Origin of the sequence: Chelativorans sp. Marseille-P2723 (assembly GCF_902809845.1) — a bacterium.
Taxonomy (GTDB): Bacteria; Pseudomonadota; Alphaproteobacteria; order Rhizobiales; family Rhizobiaceae; genus Chelativorans.
In genome coordinates, this window is record NZ_CADDWI010000008.1 from 947669 (window position 1) to 965990 (window position 18322).

An 18322-nucleotide genomic window follows, 5' to 3' on the forward strand; every position below is an offset into this window, starting at 1 on the left:
CCGGCTCTTTTTTTGTGCTTTTGCACTGAGTGGCTGCGGAACGTTCCCGCCAACCCGGTACTTTACGCCGCCTTGCCTTTGCCATTCAGCGCGTCTTCCGCCAACCTCCCGGTTAGCTCAGACATGTGGGAGAAGGTTGAACGATAGCGCGCAGCGCCTGCCGTCGCCGAACGCAACTCGATGATGAGATTGCCCATTTCGGCGGTAGGCACCATCGCTTCCACCACATCCCACCCGGGCCAGTCGACCCTTGTGTCAAAGCCAAGGATCTGTCCGCGCCTCTGCGAAAGGATGGCGGTTACACGCGCCGTTGCCTCGCTTGGCGTATCGACCTCCACCTTCAGCACCGGCTCCAACAGTATGGGGCCTGCGGCGGCAAGTCCCTCCTTCATCGCAAGTCGCGCTGCAAGCTGGAAGGCCATGTCGGAGGAATCGACCGTGTGATAGGAGCCGTCCGAAAGGTTGACTGCCAGGTCGACCACGGGGAAACCGAGCGGTCCCGACTTGAGCGCCTCTCGAACTCCTGCCTCCACGGAAGGGATGTACTGGCGCGGCACCACGCCGCCGGTAATGGTTTCGGTGAACTCAAAGCCAGCGCCTCGGGGCAGGGGCCTGATCACCAGCACCACATCGCCGAACTGGCCATGTCCGCCCGATTGCTTCTTGTGGCGGCCGCGCTGGATGACGCTGCTTCTTATAGTCTCGCGATAGGGAATCGATGGTGCACGCGTTTCAACTGCGATCTGGTATCTTTCTTCAAGATGCTCGCGCGCTGTGCGCAGATGCATCTCGCCCTGACCGCTAAGAACAGTCTCGCTCGTTTCGGGGTTCTGCTCAAGAGTGAGCGACGGGTCTTCCTGCATGAGCTTTTGAAGGGCGGCCGACAGTTTCACTTCGTCCTTCCGGTCTCGCGGACTGATAGCCATGGCAAAAACCGGTTGCGGGATCGCCAGAGGCGCGAGCGGTCCTTGGGCGGACTTACCCGAGTAAAGCGTGTCGCCGGTATTTGCCACATCCAGTTTTCCCAGCGCTACCGTCTCACCTTCGGCAGCGGATGGGATTTTCGTCTGCTCCCGGCCAAGGAGCCTGTAAATGCCCGATACGCGCCCGGCGCCGGGAAGCTCAGTCCCGTCGGGGATGCTGCCGGCAAGAACCCTTGCCACCGAAAGCTTGCCGCCATGGCCCGTATGAATGGTTTTCATCACTTGCAGTACCGCGCCGTCGGTTGCGCCAAGACCAAGGCGCTGTCGCGTGCGGGTAACATCATGTGCATCGTGACGGATGCTCTTCAGCAGGCGCAGCACGCCATGTCCCTTTTCCGCCGAGCCGATCAGAACCGGTGTGACAGCGCCTTCGCGTAAGTCTGCGGCAAGATCATCGAATACGGCGTCGCGCGGCGGTTCGATCTCCTCAAGAAGCTGTTCCATGAGCTGGTCGTCATGGTCGGCCAGGGTTTCCAGCATCGAAAAACGAGCTTCAAGTTCGCGCGCCTTTTCATCGTCTGGGATGGGAGCAATTTCACTGGGAGCGTGCTCCTGGTAAACGTAGGCGCGCTCCAGCGCCAGATCGATCGATCCCACGACAATGCCATTCCTCCGCAACGGGATCTGACGAAGGAGCAAAGTGCTGGTGCTTGCCGGCTGCAACGCCTTGAGCATCTCGCGAACGCTGGTGGCGCTCTTGTCGATCTTGTTCAGGAACAGGATGCGCGGCATGCGCAACTCTTCCAGCCGGTGCATCAAAAGCTGCAGCATCGGCAGCTTGTTGTCATCGGCGTCCACCACCACGATAGCTATGTCAGCAGCCGCAAGCACAGGTTCTGCTTCCAGCGCGAACTCGACGGAGCCTGGGCAATCGATGAAGGTCATGCTTTCGCCCATGAAGCTGACGGAGGCGAAACACGCTTCTACGCTCATGCCGTTCGACCGGGACTCGATCGGGTGATTTGCCGCCTGTGCGCCGGTGCGAGTTAATATCGCATCCAGGAGTGTGGTCTTTCCGCTTGCGAGTGGGCCGATAATGGCGATGCATTTCGGCCCCGTCAGTCTTTCTCCGGCTCGATCTCCCATGGTGCCGACCTCCTTTCACATGCCCCGTTGGGCGGCGGCCGGCCTAGATCTCTCCCCTTGTCAGGAGCCGATGATACAAAGCATCGACGAGCGTGCAGCGCCAGCGGCTGCCAAAGGCAGCCGGGGCCTTCGCCCTGCGCCCATACTCGGAAATGGATGATGCTCGTACAACGCCGGACCTGCTCCTATGCCGGGAAAACCTGCGGCGGCCATCACGCGTGCGAGTAACGTGTCCGGTACTCGCATTGAGCTATCGTCCCACGAGAGGGCGATAAGAGCAAGGCGGAAGAAGGACTGGTCGCGGAAAAGCCTACGTTCTACCGGAGCTCGGCGGTAAAACGTTGGATGCGCTTGCAGGCCTCCTCAAGCTGCTCCTCGGACGTAGCGTAGGAGATGCGGAAATTGGGCCCGAGTCCGAAAGCCGACCCGTGCACCACAGCTACGCCTTCTGCCTCCAGCAGTTCAGAGACAAAGTCCGCGTCGTTCTCGATTACCTTGCCGGAAGGCGCCTTCTTGCCGATTGTTCCGGCACAGGATGGATAGACGTAGAACGCCCCTTCCGGCACCGGGCAATTGATCCCCTTCGCCTGGTTCAGCATGGATACGACCAGATCGCGGCGGCCCTGGAAGATCGCCTTGTTCCTGGCGATGAAGTCTTGCGGTCCGGTGAGAGCTTCGACTGCCGCCCACTGGCAGATCGTCGCCGCGCCGGAGGTTTGCTGTCCCTGGATCATGTCCATGGCCTTGATGAGTTCGATGGGACCAGCCGCATAACCGATGCGCCACCCCGTCATTGCGTAGGCCTTCGAGACGCCGTTCATGGTAAGAGTGCGCTCGTAAAGGCGGGGCTCGACCTCCGCTATCGTCCGGTAGGTGAAATCGCCATAGGTCAGGTGCTCATACATGTCGTCGGTGAGCACCCACACGTGGGGATTCCGCAGAATCACCTCGGCGATGCCCTTAAGTTCCTCTCCCGTATAAGCGGCGCCAGAGGGGTTGGATGGCGAATTCATGACCAGCCACTTGGTACGTGGCGTTATCGCCTTTTCCAGCGCTTCCGGCTTCAGCTTGAAGCCATCCTCCAGCCTCGTCTCGGCAAAGACCGCGTTACCCCCGCACAGTGCCACCATCTCCGGATAGCTGACCCAATAGGGAGCGGGAATCACAACCTCGTCGCCCGGATTGAGGGTGGCCATGAAAGCATTGAAAAGAATCTGCTTCCCGCCTGTGCCGACAATGGTCTGTCTCCAGTCGTAATCGAGCTTGTTCTCCCGCTTGAACTTGTCGGCGATCGCCTCGCGCAGGGGCTGAATGCCGGATACCGGCGGGTACTTCGTCTCGCCGCGCCTGATCGCATCGATAGCAGCCTGTTTGATATTGTCGGGCGTATCGAAGTCCGGTTCGCCGGCACCCAGGCCGATAACGTCGCGGCCTTGGGCTTTCAGCTCTCGCGCCTTTTGACTGACGGCTATAGTAGCAGAAGGCTTAACACGTGAGAGGGCATCGGCAAGGAACGCCATGGGTCGCTTCTCCAAAGGAATTTCATGGTGCCGGCAGGGAGACGGCAGGGCACGCCTTAATGTCCCATCGCGCGGCGGATCGCAAGAGTTCCTCTAATTCTCGGAACATTCTTAACGCCCGATCAAGGGTTGAATGCGAGGTTCGGGGTATTTTCGGCACCTGCGGGGAGGCACATGCCGCCAAGCCTAAGAATGGCTCACGTCAGAAGCTATTCCGATGCTTCACGCGCCTGGATTCCGGACGGCAGCGCACCGCCAGCAATGTCTCCGCGAAAAGCGGCGTCAGGGCGTATGTCCGGGTTTCTGCATGGGGGAGGTAAGTCGCATCTATGGAACGCATCCTTCATCGGCGCGAGGACTGCCGGGTGATGTCGGATCAGCCGCTTTGGAAGCGAATAGATGACGCCCTTATGGTCGATGAAATAGGGATCGAAGCGGCCCGCTGCGGTCCCTACCTTCTGAAAACGGTCTACCAGCCGATCTTCCGCAACAGATCGGGGCAACTCGTTCCTTGGGGCGTGCGCGGAGACATCGTTCCCTACCGCAACGGCCGTCCCGCCTCGTGCAAGACGTTCGCCGCAGACATGCTACCCCGTCAGGCCGCTTTTGTGGAAGGAGTTTCCCGCATGCTGCAATTGCGCAATTACCGCAATATCGGCATAGCCGGACTGGCGCTGCTTGCCAGCTTCGACCCGGCCGCGGCTAGCCGCGCCACGACGACTTCGCGTCAGGCAAGCAATCTTGCAGACCTCCTTGAGGAGATCGAACTGCCGCGTGAACTGCTGATATGCGAGATTGCGGAGAATGTGAAAATCGAATCTGTGCGGCCCCTTGCCGTTGCGCTCAGGCGACGGGGCATTCGCGTCGCCATAGGTCAGTTCGGTGTTGGCACGAGATTCCTTGAAAGGGCGCGCCTAGCCGACTCGGACCTCATCAGGCTCGACAGCGGCTGGTTCCGCCGCATCGTCGAGGTCCCAGGGGCATCAGGGCTTCTTGCTTCGCTCCTGGCCGCGATCCATGCCGAGGGAAGAGAGGTTCTGGTAGACGGGCTGGAGACGGTGGATCAATTGCGGGTTGCGCTGGATGCTGGAGTCGATCTGTTGCAAGGCGATCTCCTGCGCCCGGCAAAACTTGCCGGGGCAATCTTTGATACCTCTCCACTCAACAGGAAGGCGCTGCTCGCCCCGCGCTCGAAGATCCTGCGATTCACTGGGAGCCGTGGTCGAAAGGACGGCCGCCGCTGACTGGCTTTTGCTTTGGCCGATCTTCCTGCCCGCGTGTCACCGTCTACGGCATAACAAGTCCCGGCGCCTGTCTGGCTCTATGACAGGAAGCACCACAGCACCTGCATCCAGCCAGTAAAAGACAAAGCGGCGGAGCGGCCTTAAGCGACAGCCCTGTAGCCGCTCTGCGCGGGTTGCTCCGTGGCCTTCGAACTTTCTCTCATGGATTCGAGGACGGAATTAAGTTCGTCCATATCTACATAAAAAGCATGGGCAAGGCGGATGGGTATCAGCTCCTCCGGCACTCCCCGGGCCAGCAGCCTTTCTACAGCCAGCATGAGCTTCCTCCTGTCTGTCAGGCGCAGCTTGATATTATCTTCCCACGTATAACGCATATTGTCCTCGCCGGCGAATGAAGCGGGTTAGGCCGCACGCAGCCCGCCGAAACGCACATGAGATTGAACGCACAACTGGAAAAAAAACGAGCGATGACAAAGCGGCAAGTTACGAATCGTCCAATTGCGCATCATGCGCAAGAAGCGCACCCGGACAACCAGTCAACAGTTGTGGATAAGGTTGCGCAAATTCTATAACAGGTTGTAATAGGCTTGAGCGAGCACGCGCCGGATTCACCACGGTGAGGTCGCCTCCCAGCATATCTTGTTGTTAGCGCCGGGCGGCGCCGATACTCCCTCTCTACCGGGTATGCCGCGCCGGTTAAGCCTGGTCGTCGAATGCATTCTTCCACGGATCGGCACTCGCCATGGGCAGCAGGAAGCGGGTGGTGCAACCCCATTGATACCATCCAATGCCGCAGAAGCTGGATGGCGTGTCGAAGATGCGGCAATAGGACATGAAAAAGTCCCATAGGGTTTCTTTATTTTCACGCTAGAAGCATCCTTTGATGTAAATCATGGAAATGTCTTGGCCTCCCCGGCAAAGCATTCTTGGGGGATTTTCATGCCGGATTTTGCGAATGTTCCTGCAGCCGGAACACGCCGCCTTGGCGCATGCAGCTTCGGGCTCTGTGCGCTCATAGCCCTTTTGCCGCTGACGGGCTGCACGAGCACGGGAGGGGTGGCGGAGGTGCTTTCTGACTCCACCATCGGCGAAGACAGGCAGACGGTGGCAGCCTCCGCCACCGGTGATGCTATTGTCGGACTGGCCGAGGAGCAGCACGCCGAAATTACCAATGTGAAGGCGGGAGTGCATGAAGCTTTCGCCGCAAGCCAGGCAAGGCCCGCCGCGCTCACCGCCTTCGAGCAGGAAGGAAAGTTGCGGCCTGTCACCGCCCGCAGCCCGGAACTTGACGCCCTCATTGCCAAATATGCGGCCCATTACAAACTGCCGGAAAGGCTCGTCCGGCGGGTGGTGAAGCGGGAAAGCAATTTCGATCCATCAGCGCGCAACCGGATCTATTGGGGCCTCATGCAGATTCGCCACGATACGGCACAGACCATGGGCTATCGCGGTCCGGCGCACGGGCTGCTCGATGCGGAAACCAACCTCAAATACGCCGTCAGATATCTCCGCGGGGCCTATATCACCGCCGACGGCGACGAGGACCGGGCGGTGCGCTTTTATGCCAGCGGCTATTACTACGATGCCAAGCGGAAAGGCCTTTTGAGGGAGACGGGCCTGAGGAACTAGCCTCCCGGCGAGCACGCGCTGTTCCCCTGCCGCCTTGCTCATTGCAGCCTATGGCGCGGGCGTCGAGGGGCGGCTTTTCGGCAGATGGGGAGCGGCGCGGACCAGCGGACAGCCGTCATGCATCTCTTGCCCCGCTCCGTCATCGCGGGCCGGAATCCGGCGGGGCGCTCTCCGCCAGGAGCGGGCTCGCGAGAACCATGCCGGCCATTTTGCGCCGGCGCTGCGCCTCGAAGGCCCAGCCAACCGCAAGCCCCAGATACGCCGTTTCCAGCTTTTCGGCTTCGGCCCCGCTCCACAGGGCCGCGCAGGCTCCCGCATTCCGCCGCGCAAGCCCGCTCCGGCACTTGCCGGCCCGCCGGCCGGCCCGCCGGCAGGCGGCTGCGGGCAACGCGCCGGCAGGCCGGCTTCCTCCGCCAGGAAACGGTAGATGAAGTTCATCTCTGCCTGCGGCCATGAAGGCGGCTCGAGGACGACGGCGATGCTGCGCAGGAGTTCCGGCAGGGCTTCGCGCGCCCCATTGAGGATGCCGGTCAGTTCGCATATCAGCTGTTCGTTCTCGTCCATTTATTGGGTGAACCTCTTCTGGTGCATGTTCGCGACGTGCTTCATCGCCGCCACGCCCGCACATCGCGTCTGGCTGTTGGAAGACCGGGAAGCGGGGCGCGTCATCCGTGCCTCTCTGTTTGGTTTGGTGGCGCGCACAACGCGCCCCGCCGGCCGCTGTCCCGACGTCGACCGGTCAAGGAAGGCTCCTCGTGCCCTTTCGGGCGCCCAGGCGGTCACGCAGAAACGCCTGAGCCGAACCCCCGCGGCTTCTCCGCACCCGGCGCTTCACACCCGTCTTTCCCTCGCCATTTGCGGCTTGGGGCCGATGGGGTCGGCGCAAGGCTCCGGCCTTTCGCGGGCCCTCACATGTCCCCGGGTACCGTTCCCCGGGGAGGGAGGCTGCCGCCGCTCTCCCTGATCCCCGGTCCGGACCCGGTTCCCGCAAGAGCGATGGGCGAAGCTTAGAGCAGGCAGAGAGGACGGGGATAAATAAGCGAACAGCGCATGGCGAATAGTGAGTAGGGGATTGTTTGTGCTGCTGAATATTTCCGGAAGGGTTCGAACTTGTCCCCGCTGCTTCTTCCATCGTGCCGTTGGCACGATGAACTCGCTTTGGGCGAACTGGCCGCTCACGCCGTAGCCAAGGGAGAGATAGCGCTGGGACCGCTTTGGCGACTAACAACTTTATGGTGAATATCAGCAAAGCCCACTTGCGGATCGCCATTACCTTATGTTAGGCGGCAAATATGGTGTACGCTTCATGCCGAAGCCGCCTTCAGTACGGTTATGGGTCGCCAGCCAATCGATTTGCCGGAAAGACGGCAAAACGGGCGGGGAGACGATCCGGCAGGCGTCGTGATGACGCAATGTCGCCATAGCTGCTCGAAGGAGGTGTCCATGCTCGAGGATTGTAAAATGGCACAACGGGCGAGTGACACTATTGTCCGGCGGACTAGGCGATGGGGGCGCGTCGCCGCAATTTGTTCTCCTTTCCTTGAGTGAGGTGCGAAACCATGTTGGCGGTGCCGTAGTTGATGTGCGTCTTGAGCTTCATGCCGAAGCCGCCTTCACTACGGTTATGGGTCGCCAGCCAATCGATTTGCCGGAAAGACGGCAAAACGGGCGGGGAGACGATCCGGCAGGCGTCGTGATGACGCAATGTCACGCTCTTGTCTAAGGCATAGGTTTTCTCACCTTGTGCTCCTATGCCGAAGGTAAGAATGATCACCCAAGACCGACCAAAATACTTTCGAGAACGAGTTTATCTTGGGCTTGGCAGAATTCGCGCGACAGTACAAAGAATTCCGGGGCACGAGGAATTGATGGGGTTTCGGCCAAAGCATTTGCGGCGAACTTAGACCACAATTTGCGGCTCCTTAGTCGCAGGATAGCTGATGGCGAATTCGGCTTTTCCAGACTTCGTCCGTTTCCGATTCCTAAAGAGGGCACTAACAAAGAGCGTCTGATTTGCATCCCAACGGTACAAGATCGCCTTGTCCAAAGATGCATGATGAGGCACCTTGAGCAAAGGCGCCTTTTTCCGATTTTAAACAACTCGTCCTTCGGCTTTGTTCAAGATAAGGGATTGCGCAAGGCCGTAAAGCGGACTCTTGAACTAAGGCATTGTTATCCTTTTGTTTTTGAGACCGATATCGTAGGCTTCTTCGATACAATTCATCGCGATAAGCTCGTAGAGAAAGTCGAACGGGCGCTCAAACGGCATAGCCTGATCCCACTACTCAGGAGTGCAATTTGCACAGAAGTGAAGCCTGATGCCAATTGCGATGCCAAGAAGTTGGTTAGCTTAGGCATTCGCCAGGGCTGGGGGATACGGCAGGGAATGCCGCTGTCTCCGCTGCTATCTAACCTTGCCCTGAGCGAGTTTGATCTCGCTGTTGAACGAGCCGGGATCCCGATGGTTCGCTATGCAGATGACATCGTTCTATTCGCGTCGACCAAGAGCGAAGCTCTCGAACGAGGCGAATTCATAGCTGAGCAACTTAGAAGTATTGGCCATTCTATTCCCTCAATTGAGCAGAATGGGAAAACAAAGATAGCGTCTAAACTGCAGTCTTTTAGCTTTTTAGGTAGGGAGGTCTATTTTTCAAAGAGGGAGGGGAGATATATACAAAGAATATCTGAAAAAAAATAGAATCTATTTTATATAAGATGGAATCCATGTGTAATTTCCATCATATGCTTAATAATGGCCATGGAATATCTGATATGAGTAGGGTTATTTCTCAGATGATTGGATCTTACATAAAGTGCTACAGCGATACCTGGAATGCGTTACACTTCGAGTACGAGTTGCGTCGAAAAGGGAAAGAGATACTAAAAAATGCGTACACGACGATTTTTGGCGCGAAGAGTGTATCCATTGCTGCAGAGAAATATGGTGGATTTCTGGGTATTGACAAAATTGAGCCAATCTTCGACGAGATAGTCGAAATATACTAGAAGCGCGGGCGTTCATTCGGGCGGACAAGGGACGCTCTTCTTGTTTTTCCGAATTTTGCGGTCGTCAGATGATTCCATCTTGCTGCAAATGCTACAACGTCCGCTGATAGTGGCTTGGCTCGAAACAGCTGCCTTCAAAAATACCCCTGCAGCGGCCGCACTTCCAAGCTTCCTGCCTTCAGCGCGGCGATGGCTTCGACCACCGCATCGGCGCCGGCCATCGTCGTGTAATAAGGCACCTTCTGCATCAGGGTCGCGCGGCGGAGGGACTTTGAATCCGAGACGGCTTTCTGCCCGTCCGTCGTGTTGAAGACGATCTGCACCTGGCGGTTGCGGATGGCGTCCTCAATGTGCGGGCGGCCTTCCAGCACCTTGTTGATCTTCTCGGCCTCCACGCCGTTCTCGCGCAGGAAGCGGGCCGTGCCGCCGGTGGCGAGCACCTTGAAGCCCAGATCGGCCAAACGCTTGACGGCAGGAAGCACGCGCGGCTTGTCCTCGTCGCGCACGGAGACGAAGAGCGTGCCGGAGCGGGGAAGGTCGACGCCCGCGCCAAGCTGGGCCTTGGCAAAGGCCAGCGCATAGTCCCGGTCGAGGCCCATCACCTCGCCGGTCGATTTCATTTCGGGGCCGAGGAGGATGTCCACTCCGGGGAAGCGGGCAAACGGGAACACCGCCTCCTTCACCGCAATGTGGCCGAGATCCTGCGTGTCGGGGAGCGAGCCATAGGTGGCGACGGCCTTGTCCAGCGTCTCACCCGCCATGACGCGCGCGGCAATCTTGGCGATGGGGCGGCCAATGGTCTTGGCCACGAAGGGAACTGTGCGGGATGCGCGCGGATTGACCTCCAGCACGAAGACCTCACCGTTTTTCACCGCATATTGTACGTTCATGAGGCCGCCGACATTCAAAGCCTTGGCGAGTGCCGTGGTCTGGCGTTTAAGCTCGTCTACCACTTCCCTGGAAAGGGAGTGGACGGGCAGCGAGCAGGCTGAGTCACCCGAATGGATGCCGGCCTCCTCGATATGCTCCATGATACCGCAGACGAAGACATCGCTCCCATCGGAAAGGCAATCCACGTCGACTTCGGTTGCCTCGGTAAGATAGGTGTCGAAGAGGAGGGGGTTCTTCGACAGAAGCGTGTTGATCTGCCCCGTTTTGTCGGCCGGATACTTCTGCCGGATTTCCTCCGGCACAAGCTCCGGGACGGTGTCCAAGAGGTAGGACTGGAGCCGCGCCTCGTCCCAGATGATCTGCATGGCGCGGCCACCCAGAACATAGGAGGGACGCACGACAAGCGGAAAACCAAGCTCCGATGCCACGAGACGAGCCTGCTCGACTGAATAGGCAATGCCATTCTTCGGCTGCTTCAGGCCCAGCTTGACAAGCAGCTTCTGGAAGCGGTCGCGGTCCTCGGCAAGGTCGATCATGTCGGGCGAGGTGCCGAGGATCGGGATGCCTTCGCGCTCCAGCGCATCCGCCAGCTTGAGCGGTGTCTGGCCGCCAAACTGCACGATGACGCCGACAAGCTCTCCCTTCGCACGTTCGGCGCGCAGGATTTCAAGCACGTCCTCCGGCGTCAGCGGCTCGAAATAGAGGCGGTCGGAGGTGTCGTAGTCGGTCGAGACCGTCTCCGGGTTGCAGTTGATCATGATCGACTCGAAGCCGGCATCATGCAGCGCAAAGGCGGCATGACAGCAGCAATAGTCGAACTCGATGCCCTGGCCGATGCGGTTCGGCCCGCCGCCGAGGATCACCACCTTCCGGCGGTCTGACACCTGCGCCTCATCGGCGGGCGTTCCCGCAAAAGGCGTCTCGTAGGTCGAGTACATATAGGCCGTGGGCGCGGCAAATTCGGCAGCACAAGTGTCGATGCGCTTGAAGACAGGATGGACGCCAAGCGCCCGGCGGAGCTTGTGGACATCTTCCGCGTCTTGTCCAGCGAGCGAGCCGAGGCGGGAATCGGAGAAGCCCATGCTCTTCAGCATGCGCAGATTGGCGGTGTCACCGGGCAGGCCGTGCTCGCGCACGCGCTCTTCCATGGCGATGATGGCAGCGATCTGCTCCAGGAACCAAGGGTCGATGTGGCACATGGCGTGCACTTCATCGACCGTAATGCCGAGGCGCATCGCCTGTGCCACCATGCGCAGCCGGTCAGGCGTGGGTGTGCCGAGGGCTGCGCGGATGGCGTTCTTGTTCTCCGATGCGTCGCCTTCCGGATCGTAACCGGGGATCTCGATCTCGTCGAGGCCGGTCAGGCCGGTTTCAAGGCCGCGCAGCGCCTTCTGCAGGGATTCGGCGAAGGTGCGGCCGATGGCCATGACCTCGCCGACGGACTTCATCGCCGTGGTCAGGAGGGGCTCCGTGCCCGGAAATTTCTCGAAGGCGAAGCGCGGGATCTTGGTGACGACATAATCTATCGAGGGCTCGAAGGAGGCGGGCGTGGCGCCGCCCGTAATGTCGTTCTCTAGTTCGTCCAGCGTGTAGCCGACGGCAAGTTTCGCCGCGATCTTGGCAATGGGGAATCCAGTTGCCTTGGAGGCGAGGGCGGAAGAACGGGAGACGCGCGGGTTCATCTCGATAACGACCATGCGCCCATCGGCCGGATTGATGGCAAACTGGACGTTGGAGCCGCCGGTCTCCACCCCGATCTCGCGCAGGACCGCGATCGAGGCGTTACGCATGCGCTGATATTCCTTGTCGGTGAGCGTCAGCGCGGGGGCGACGGTGATGGAATCGCCGGTGTGGACGCCCATCGGGTCCACATTCTCGATGGAGCAGACGATGATACAGTTGTCCGCCTTGTCGCGGACAACTTCCATCTCGTACTCCTTCCAGCCAAGCACGGATTCTTCAATGAGCACTTCCGTGGTGGGGGAGGCGTCGAGGCCACGCTCGACGATCTCGAAGAACTCGGAGCGGTTATAGGCGATGCCGCCGCCGGTGCCGCCCAGGGTGAAGGAGGGGCGGATGATCGCAGGTAGGCCAACCTCATCCAGCGCCTGCGCGGCAACAGCCATGGCGTGGTTCACATAGCGCTGCTTCCGGTCGCCTTCTCCGCGCTGCCATTCAGCCTCCAGCGCATCCAGTGCGGCGTCAAGCTCTGCGCCGGAAGATCTTTCGCGCAGCGCCTTCCGTTCGGCCTCGTGCTTCCTGCGGTCCGCCTCCTTCACCTCGGTGGCGTTTGCGAGCATGGATTTGGGAGTCTCAAGGCCGATGCGCGCCATTGCCTCGCGGAAAAGAGCCCGATCCTCGGCCTTGTCGATCGCTTCGGCATTGGCGCCGATCATTTCCACGCTATAGCGGTCGAGCACGCCCATGCGGCGCAGCGACAGAGCTGTGTTGAGAGCTGTCTGGCCTCCCATGGTAGGCAGCAGAGCGTCCGGCCGCTCCTTTGCAATAATCTTGGCCACAACTTCAGGAGTAATCGGCTCGACATAGGTTGCGTCGGCCAGTTCCGGGTCGGTCATGATAGTGGCCGGATTGGAGTTGACCAGAATGACGCGGTAGCCCTCCGACTTCAGCGCCTTTATGGCCTGAGTGCCGGAATAATCGAACTCGCAGGCCTGGCCGATAACGATGGGGCCGGCCCCGATGATCAGGATCGACTTAATGTCGGTGCGCTTGGGCATGAAAAATCCGTCCGTGGCTCCGGCGGTCGCACGCCGCCTGCCGGTGGCGGCGGAAGCTTCGCGCGGGATGGTATAACTTTGAGGCTAGGCGGGCCTTATAGGCAAGGATAGCCGGCGACGGAACCCCGAAAATGCGGGCAAGCCACAGATATGAAGCATGCAGGCTCGGACCTTTTGGCGCAGGCGCGTTCGCAATGGTCTCGCCCGCCGGCCAACCGACTGGAGGCACGGGGCCGGCGGGCGGGTTTCGAGCGGCAGCGCGCCCGATTTTCAATCCACCATAAAGTCGAACCGGTAGGTGGCGGACACGCCGACGGTGAACTGGTTGGCTGAGCCGCGGCGCTTGACAAGTGGGGAATTTGCCGCCGGTCCCACCAGACGTTCATATTCGCTGAAGACGCTGGTCGTGATCTTTTCAGTGGTCATCCAAGTAATAGCGGCACCTGCTCCCACGGACTTGATGCCACCGCCCGGCTCGTATCGCGGCAGGCCAGAACGTGCGGATTCGGTGGCGCTTATGCCATAATAGGCGTCGAAGTAGTCAGCGTTCGCGAACGACAGGCGCGGGCCGCCCGAAATGCGTATGGTGGAGGAAAGGTCGTCGAAAACATCGAGCGCGACATCCGCCACAAGGCCATCATGCGAGCGGATGCCTCGGCGCACCTCTCCGCGAAGGCGGATGTTCTGGGAGGGATAAACCTCCGCGAATCCGCCAAGCTCTACGCCAAATCTTATGGGATCGAGGCCCCTGAGAGCCTTGTCAGTGTCACCGTCGCGGCGGAAGACAAGCTTGCCCGCGGGGCCGGCGCGGAAGACACCCGTATCCACGAAGCCGAAGGACGGGCTGTCGTTGCGGGAAGAAAAAAGCGGTTCCGGTCCGTTGCGGCTTAGCGAAACCATGGGCGAGATCCTGAAGATCCAATCCTTCGAACCATCGAATCGTGGAGCCACGAGGCCGGCTGCACCTACTGTCAGCGACCAGTGGCCCGACAGGAAATTATCGCTGTATCCTTCCTGGGCGACCGCGACTGAAGCGGTGCTGATACCCGCAAGGAGGAGAGCGCCCGCTGAAAGGGCGGAGAAGTGCATGGACAAGGAAGACTCCGATACGAACGCCTTGCGGCCCGAATATGCGGAAGGTCGATAAAAATTGATTAAATTCCGGCTATTGCGCGGCAGTTTCGCAGTGGTTCGACTATTATCAACAGCTCTGCGGCACATGACTTTGCAACCGGCTTCCTCTAACTTGCGTTAGCAAGAACGTATGCCGCCGGGCATGCGCGAGGGAGAAGCCATGCGCTGGAGAGGCCGCCGTCAAAGCAGCAATGTAGAGGATCGCCGCCGCATGCGGGCCAGCTTTCCGGGCGGAATGAGGCGGATACCTGTGCGCATTCCAATGCGGCGCGGCGGCGGCATGTCGATTTCGACCATCATCATACTTGCCGTCCTGTTCATAGGCTTGCGGGCCATCGGCATCGATCCGCTGGAAATGCTTGCTCAAGGTCCGATAACCGAGCAGAGCGCACAGCAGGCCCCCGCCAATGACGAGACCTCGCAATTCGTGCGAGTGGTGCTCGCAGAGACAGAGGACGTATGGCGGCAACTCTTCAGGGCTGAGGGCGCGGAATATTCGGAACCGACGCTCGTCCTCTTTTACAGCCAGGTGGAGTCCGCCTGCGGTTTTGCTTCGGCCGCCAGCGGGCCTTTTTATTGCCCGGGCGACAATCGGGTATATCTCGATCTGGATTTTTTTAACGAGCTTGCGCGCCGATTCCAGGCGGCAGGCGACTTCGCGCAAGCCTATGTGATTGCGCATGAGGTGGGACATCATGTGCAGAACCTCATTGGGGTGCTGCCCCGTTTCAATCGCATGCGGGCAGGCATGAGCCAGGCTGAGGTGAATGCCGTATCTGTGCGGGTGGAGTTGCAGGCCGATTGCTTTGCCGGGGTATGGGCGCACCATACTGATCAGCGAGGCTTGCTGGAGGAGGGCGACATCGACGAGGCGCTGAATGCGGCGTTCCAGATCGGAGACGACACGCTGCAAAAGCGCACCCAAGGTTATGTCGTTCCCGAAAGCTTCAATCACGGCACTTCGCAGCAAAGACAAAGATGGTTCCTGCGTGGCTATCAAACCGGTCAGGTATCCGGTTGCGACACTTTTGAAGGTGATGTCTGAACGATGCAGGCGGAAGCGTATAGATGAGGGCCGGAACAATAGCCGCACTCGTCGTTTCCCTCATCGGCGGAGCCGTGGCATCCCAGGCGCCGGAGTTCGCACAGCAATACCGCCAGCGCCTTCACGGTGCCCACTGGGAACTTACCCAGATAGTGACGGATTTTGATGCAGGCGCTGTGCGCCATGGCCTTGATCGGGAGGAGGCGCTGGGGCTTTATGACAAAGTTCCACCGCCTTTCCTCCAGGACCGCTCCCGTTCGATGCGCAGGATCATTGAGCGTGCCGAGCATCTTGACCGCCAGGTGCAGCGGCTTGCAGATCTGCCACCTGTCCTCCGGCCGCTCCTCGTGATGGTCGATCCCGATAAGGACGTTTTTCAGGGGACGCTGCACGATTTCGAGACTGCAGTACCGCTGACAGCTCACGGCCTTGTTTGGACGGCGGCGGGGCTTCTTGCAGGCTTCGGTCTGATCAGATTGGCTGTTTTCCCGCTGCGGCAGCGCCGCCGTCGGCCGGAAAGGTTCGCAAGCCGTTAATGGGTTGCCTAAATTGGCGACAGCAACCTTAAAAGGAGTTTAAAAGCGGCTGTGCTAAAAAGCATCCCGACAATGAAGATGCGGGGGCGCTACACTTCTTCGAATTTCCGAGCATCCGTATTTTATGCAGGGCAAAAAAGCTCTGATTCGCAAGACCGCCTGGCATACTGCCGCGGCTTGAGAATGGAATGCGCCGTGCTCGTTAAAGGAGTTACCAGACTGTGCCTTCATCTTGACGCACGGTAACAACTGGGGCGGCTCTGACAAGGAGCTGCCCTTTTTTCTTTCCAGTATCAGCGTTCGGCGAGCGCCGGCTCGCCCTTCCTCTCGCGGATGAAATTGATGAACCGGCGGAAGAGATAATGTGAATCCTGCGGCCCGGGCGAGGCTTCAGGGTGGTGCTGGACCGAGAAGACGGGTCGCCCAACAAGGCTGATTCCGCAATTGGAACCGTCGAAGAGCGAGACATGAGTTTCCTCGACGCCTTCCGGCAGGCTGTCGCGGTCGACTGAGAAACTGTGGTTCATTGATACGATCTCCACCTTTCCGGTGGTGAAGTCTTTGACCGGATGGTTCGCGCCGTGGTGACCCTGATGCATCTTGACGGTTTTGGCGCCGAGCGCCAGCGCCAGAAGCTGGTGTCCGAGACAGATGCCAAAAAGCGGCATGCCAGTCTCCAGAAGTTTGCGTATCATGGGTGCGGCGTATTCGCCGGTTGCCGCCGGATCGCCAGGGCCGTTGGACAGGAACACACCGTCAGGCTTCATGGCAAGGATGTCGTCAGCGGTCCAAGTCGCCGGCACGACGGTTACTTTGGCGCCAAGGCTTGAAAGAAGGCGCAGGATGTTGCGCTTCACGCCGTAGTCAACGGCGACCACGTGGATGGGGGGCTTGGTGGCGGTTCCGTAGCCCTCGTTCCAGATCCACGGCGTTTCTGTCCATGTGGAGGATTGACCCGAGGTCACCTCCTTCGCCAGGTCGAGCCCCAGAAGACCGCTCCATTCGCGGGCCTGACGTTTCAGGTCCTCAATATCGAAGCGGCCGTCGGGAGCATGAGCAATCGCGGCATTGAGCGCACCCTTGCCCCTCAAGAGGGCCGTGAGCGCGCGGGTGTCTATGCCAGACAGCGCGATGATGCCGCGCCGGCTCAGCCAGGCGTTCAGATGCTCGGTAGAACGGTAATTGGAAGGCTCGGTAATGTCGGCGCGGAAGATTGCGCCAACGGCGCCTGCGCGGGCGGCGGGGTGGAGGTCCTCGAAATCTTCCCCGTTGACACCGGTATTGCCGATATGCGGAAAGGTGAAGGTGACGATCTGTCCGGCAAAGGATGGGTCCGACAGAATTTCCTGATAGCCGGTGAGCGCCGTGTTGAAGCACACCTCGCCGACGGCTGTACCGGCTGCGCCGAAGCCGCGGCCCTCGATCACCGTGCCGTCGGCAAGAACGAGAAGCGCCGTCGGCCTGGCTTCATTCCAGGGCGCGGTAGTTGCCATAAGAAACTCCATCTTAACGCATCGAGGCCTTGAAAGATAACGCACGCCGCGCCATATCGCCGCGCAATATGCGGAGTAAAACAGATCCGCATTTTCGCTGCCAGGCACACACCATGTCCGTGCAAGGCGCGGACAATAAAGGACACCCAATAAGCGGTCAATTCTTCTTCCAGAATTTTGGTGGGTATGTTCGCTTCTCGATTTCGAGGGCATAGGCAAAAGAATCAGTCTCGCCCGTGCGAGAGGCGTCCTTTTAGTGCCGTTACGGGAGTAATAAGACCATGCGCGAGAAAATCGCTCGGGCATTGAGTGAAGCTTTGAAAATCCAGGATAGACGCCGAATCTCGACGCTACGCCTCATCCAAATGGCCATCAAGGATCGCGATGCCGCAAATCGCATGGCGGGAAAAGATCCGTTGAGCGATGAGGAGATCGCGAAAGTCTTAACGCGCATGGTCAAGCAGCGCGAGGATTCGGCGCGCGCCTTCGAGGAAGCCAGCCGGCTGGAGCTTGCGGAGCAGGAGCGCCGGGAAATCGAGATCATCCTGGAATGTCTGCCAAGGCAGCTCGGCGAGGAGGACATGAAGAAGATCTGCGCTCAGGTGGTAAATGAAGTGGGGGCTGGCGGATTGCGTGATATGCGCCGTTGCATGAATGCTCTCAAGGAAAAGTTTCCCCTCCAGGTCGACCTGGGCAAAGCCAGTAGCATCATGAGGGAAATGCTGCGATAACGGGAGCGCGCTCGAGGATCGAGCGCGAAACCGATCATGAATGGCAGGAGTACAGGCAATGAAGTCCGGCCCTGTAGCCTTCATCCTCTGGCTGTGCTGTTTCCTCGGCTTCTGCGGATTGCACCGCTTCTATCTTGGAAGGCCCTGGACTGGGCTTTTATGGCTCTTGACCTTGGGGCTTCTCGGTGTCGGCCAACTCATCGATCTGTTCCTTCTTCCTTCCATGATCCGCCAGGCCAATCTTGAGTTGCGTGTTGACAGGATCGAGGGCAATCCGTCCTGATCG

16 protein-coding genes are annotated in these 18322 nt (G+C 59.5%); 7 read left to right on the forward strand and 9 right to left on the reverse strand.

Translation table 11 applies throughout. From position 1 onward, the window contains the following. Positions 1–62: 62 nt before the first annotated feature. Positions 63–2069, reverse strand: a complete 2007-nt coding sequence (locus HUS57_RS06295) for an elongation factor G (RefSeq protein ID WP_173932014.1) — start codon at positions 2067–2069, stop codon at positions 63–65. 317 nt (positions 2070–2386) lie between these two features. Then, positions 2387–3589 (reverse strand): pyridoxal phosphate-dependent aminotransferase, encoded by a 1203-nt coding sequence (locus HUS57_RS06300; RefSeq protein ID WP_173932015.1) that lies wholly within the window; start codon positions 3587–3589, stop codon positions 2387–2389. A gap of 329 nt (positions 3590–3918) precedes the next feature. Here HUS57_RS06300 and HUS57_RS06305 point away from each other — a divergent pair, with 329 nt between their 5' ends. Next, on the forward strand, positions 3919–4833 hold the full coding sequence (locus HUS57_RS06305; protein WP_173932016.1) for an EAL domain-containing protein: 915 nt from the start codon (positions 3919–3921) through the stop codon (positions 4831–4833). Between the two features lie 140 nt (positions 4834–4973). Here the strand turns inward: HUS57_RS06305 and HUS57_RS06310 are convergent, their stop codons facing one another. Both HUS57_RS06310 and HUS57_RS06315 read right to left on the reverse strand, forming a co-directional pair. Then, positions 4974–5150 carry a hypothetical protein gene (locus HUS57_RS06310; protein WP_173932017.1) on the reverse strand — a complete coding sequence of 59 codons (177 nt, stop codon included), beginning with the start codon at positions 5148–5150 and terminating at the stop codon, positions 4974–4976. A 379-nt stretch (positions 5151–5529) separates the two neighbouring features. After that, on the reverse strand, positions 5530–5667 hold the full coding sequence (locus HUS57_RS06315; protein ID WP_173932018.1) for a hypothetical protein: 138 nt from the start codon (positions 5665–5667) through the stop codon (positions 5530–5532). A gap of 105 nt (positions 5668–5772) precedes the next feature. On the opposite strand from HUS57_RS06315, the gene HUS57_RS06320 reads away from it, so the two are divergent. After that, complete coding sequence (locus HUS57_RS06320) at positions 5773–6462, forward strand: lytic transglycosylase domain-containing protein (protein ID WP_173932019.1); 690 nt, start codon at positions 5773–5775, stop codon at positions 6460–6462. Between the two features lie 48 nt (positions 6463–6510). Here the strand turns inward: HUS57_RS06320 and HUS57_RS06325 are convergent, their stop codons facing one another. Both HUS57_RS06325 and HUS57_RS06330 read right to left on the reverse strand, forming a co-directional pair. Beyond that, positions 6511–7026 carry a hypothetical protein gene (locus tag HUS57_RS06325; RefSeq protein WP_173932020.1) on the reverse strand — a complete coding sequence of 172 codons (516 nt, stop codon included), beginning with the start codon at positions 7024–7026 and terminating at the stop codon, positions 6511–6513. Between the two features lie 934 nt (positions 7027–7960). Next, the gene (locus HUS57_RS06330; protein WP_173932021.1) at positions 7961–8236 is read right to left on the reverse strand and encodes a hypothetical protein; all 276 of its coding nucleotides are present in this window, start codon (positions 8234–8236) and stop codon (positions 7961–7963) included. Between the two features lie 138 nt (positions 8237–8374). Between HUS57_RS06330 and HUS57_RS06335 the strand changes: the two genes are divergently transcribed. Next, positions 8375–9160 carry a reverse transcriptase domain-containing protein gene (locus HUS57_RS06335; RefSeq protein WP_173932022.1) on the forward strand — a complete coding sequence of 262 codons (786 nt, stop codon included), beginning with the start codon at positions 8375–8377 and terminating at the stop codon, positions 9158–9160. 442 nt (positions 9161–9602) lie between these two features. Here HUS57_RS06335 and carB read toward each other — a convergent pair whose 3' ends face one another. Together carB and HUS57_RS06345 are read right to left on the reverse strand one after the other, a co-directional pair. Continuing rightward, on the reverse strand, positions 9603–13097 hold the full coding sequence (gene carB, locus HUS57_RS06340) for a carbamoyl-phosphate synthase large subunit (RefSeq protein WP_173932023.1): 3495 nt from the start codon (positions 13095–13097) through the stop codon (positions 9603–9605). Between the two features lie 270 nt (positions 13098–13367). After that, complete coding sequence (locus HUS57_RS06345) at positions 13368–14186, reverse strand: MipA/OmpV family protein (RefSeq protein ID WP_173932324.1); 819 nt, start codon at positions 14184–14186, stop codon at positions 13368–13370. A gap of 205 nt (positions 14187–14391) precedes the next feature. Between HUS57_RS06345 and HUS57_RS06350 the strand changes: the two genes are divergently transcribed. Next, positions 14392–15276: a neutral zinc metallopeptidase gene (locus tag HUS57_RS06350; protein WP_173932024.1), complete on the forward strand. Its 885-nt coding sequence runs from the start codon at positions 14392–14394 to the stop codon at positions 15274–15276. Positions 15277–15299: 23 nt separating this feature from the next. Continuing rightward, complete coding sequence (locus HUS57_RS06355; protein ID WP_173932025.1) at positions 15300–15812, forward strand: DUF2937 family protein; 513 nt, start codon at positions 15300–15302, stop codon at positions 15810–15812. A gap of 293 nt (positions 15813–16105) precedes the next feature. Here the strand turns inward: HUS57_RS06355 and carA are convergent, their stop codons facing one another. Then, positions 16106–17305 (reverse strand): glutamine-hydrolyzing carbamoyl-phosphate synthase small subunit, encoded by a 1200-nt coding sequence (gene carA / locus HUS57_RS06360; protein WP_173932026.1) that lies wholly within the window; start codon positions 17303–17305, stop codon positions 16106–16108. A 281-nt stretch (positions 17306–17586) separates the two neighbouring features. Here carA and HUS57_RS06365 point away from each other — a divergent pair, with 281 nt between their 5' ends. Then, on the forward strand, positions 17587–18036 hold the full coding sequence (locus HUS57_RS06365) for a GatB/YqeY domain-containing protein (protein WP_173932027.1): 450 nt from the start codon (positions 17587–17589) through the stop codon (positions 18034–18036). A gap of 58 nt (positions 18037–18094) precedes the next feature. Beyond that, positions 18095–18319, forward strand: coding sequence for an NINE protein (locus HUS57_RS06370; RefSeq protein WP_173932028.1), 225 nt, complete (start codon positions 18095–18097; stop codon positions 18317–18319). Positions 18320–18322: the final 3 nt, after the last annotated feature.